Origin of the sequence: Streptococcus suis YS161, from assembly GCF_002760245.1 — a bacterium.
Lineage (GTDB): Bacteria > Bacillota > Bacilli > Lactobacillales > Streptococcaceae > Streptococcus > Streptococcus suis_I.
On sequence record NZ_ASCA01000072.1, the window covers coordinates 1 to 2,179 of the forward strand.

At 41.7% G+C, this 2,179-nt stretch carries 2 protein-coding genes; one reads left to right on the forward strand and one right to left on the reverse strand.

Features of this window, described 5'->3' with window-relative positions:
* Positions 1-70: 70 nt before the first annotated feature.
* On the reverse strand, positions 71-523 hold the full coding sequence (locus tag SST111_RS09620) for a universal stress protein (RefSeq protein ID WP_099810991.1): 453 nt from the start codon (positions 521-523) through the stop codon (positions 71-73).
* A 154-nt stretch (positions 524-677) separates the two neighbouring features.
* On the opposite strand from SST111_RS09620, the gene SST111_RS09625 reads away from it, so the two are divergent.
* A complete protein-coding gene (locus SST111_RS09625; RefSeq protein WP_099810993.1) occupies positions 678-1,892 on the forward strand; it encodes a pyridoxal phosphate-dependent aminotransferase in 1,215 nt (404 codons plus the stop codon).
* Positions 1,893-2,179: the final 287 nt, after the last annotated feature.

Here is a 2,179-nt window from a genome sequence, read left to right on the forward strand (position 1 = left end):
TTAGACGTCGCTGGAGAGAAACGGCTTATAGCCGGTGTACAAGCCACCCGTTTTCACGGGTGGTTATGACTTATAAACTTTTTTCTCCATCGCGAACAATGAGTAAATCGATAGTTGCGTGGCGCATGATATATTCGGATGAGGATCCGATCAGGAGACGTTCAAAGGCATTTAGACCAGTTGCCCCAAGTAACATAAGATCAGCACCGGTTTCCTTTGGAATATCGATAGCCAATAGGGTTTTAGGGTTACCAAATTCGATGCGAATTTGTACATCGGTCAGACCAGCGTTGAAGGCTTCTTGTTTGTATTCTTCGAGGAGGAGCTCAGCCTCTCTTTCTAAAGATTCATAGACAGAGGCGTCAAATGCAACGACATTGTGGAGAGCACGGGTGTCAATCACATGGGCGATAATCAGACGTGCTTGGTTGCGTAGTGCGACATGAATGGCTTTATGAAGAGCTAATTCTGCTCCTTTAGATCCGTCTACAGCGACGAGTATGGTTTTGTAAGATTGTGTCATAATAATAACTCCTTTCAGAAGAGCTTTGTCCCGAAATAGGTAGAGTAGTTCCTTACATTTTTATTATAAGCCTTTTGAGAGAAAATGTAAAGGATTCTTGTACTTTTTTAGCTTTTACAGTACAATAGAAAAGATAGAAAGTCGAGGTGACGACATGAAGCAATTTAACAAGTCAACAAAATTGGATGATGTAGCATATGATATTCGTGGGCCTGTTTTGGAAGAGGCCATGCGTATGCGTGCCAATGGAGAGCAGATTTTACGTTTGAATACGGGGAATCCTGCAGAATTTGGTTTTACTGCTCCAGATGAAGTTATTCGTGACTTGATTCATAACGCCCGTAAATCAGAGGGATATTCGAACAGTAAGGGAATTTTTTCTGCACGTAAGGCTATCATGCAGTATTGTCAGCTAAAGAAATTTCCAAATGTTGACATTGAAGATATTTATCTTGGAAACGGCGTGAGTGAGCTGATTGTTATGTCTATGCAAGGTTTGCTAGATAATGGTGATGAGGTGTTGGTGCCAATGCCAGACTATCCTCTCTGGACTGCCGCAGTTAGTTTGGCTGGTGGTAAAGCTGTTCACTATGTTTGTGATGAAGCAGCTGAATGGTATCCAGATTTGGCAGATATGGAGTCCAAGGTGACTTCTCGAACCAAAGCAATTGTCCTTATCAATCCAAATAATCCAACTGGTGCTCTCTATCCGAAAGAAATTTTAGAAGGAATCATTGATATTGCTCGTAGACATGAATTGATCATTTTCTCTGATGAGATTTATGATCGTATGGTCTTTGACGGAGCTGTTCATATCCCTATTGCGACACTGGCTCCAGATTTATTTGTTGTGACGATGAATGGACTGTCTAAATCGCATCGTATTTGTGGTTTCCGAGTAGGTTGGATGGTCTTATCTGGTCCGAAAAAGCATGTAAAAGGTTACATTGAAGGCTTGAATATGTTGTCCAATATGCGTTTGTGTTCAAACGTTTTGGCTCAACAGGTTGTTCAAACTTCTTTGGGAGGCTACCAATCGGTTGATGAACTCTTGATGCCTGGCGGACGCTTATATGAACAAAGGGAGTTTATTACCAAGGCGATTAATGATATTTCGGGGCTTTCTGCTGTAAAACCTAAGGCTGGTCTATATGTCTTCCCAAAAATTGATCGTGAGATGTACCGAGTTGAGGATGATGAACAATTTGTATTGGATTTCCTCAAGCAAGAAAAAGTACTTTTGGTCCATGGTCGAGGTTTTAACTGGAGGGATCCAGATCATTTCCGTATTGTGTATTTACCACGTGTGGATGAGTTGGCAGAAATTCAAGAAAAAATGTCACGATTTTTGCGGCAATATCGTAGGTAATGGAATTTTGGGAGTGGGAAAGAACTCAACCATTCATAAGAAGAGTTCGTCAACAATTTTTCGTTTTAAGTTGTTGAGCTGAAACAGTCTATTCCCAGGCTGTTTCACTCCCACCCCCGCACAGCTCAAACTGTCTGGGAGACAGTTTGAGGTTGGAGATGAAGCGAACTCTGTTCGCATCAGTCGTAGAGGCCAGATTTGGAGTGTAAAATGCGAATTGCTGAGATTTGCTTCGCAAATACTATCTCCAACCTTTAACAGTCCACTGGACTGTTAAACCCAATCAA

Bases quoted from the DNA above. Each gene is read 5' to 3' on its own strand.
- SST111_RS09620 (WP_099810991.1), bottom strand. From the start codon at position 523: ATGACACAATCTTACAAAACCATACTCGTCGCTGTAGACGGATCTAAA.
- SST111_RS09625 (WP_099810993.1), top strand. From the start codon at position 678: ATGAAGCAATTTAACAAGTCAACAAAATTGGATGATGTAGCATATGAT.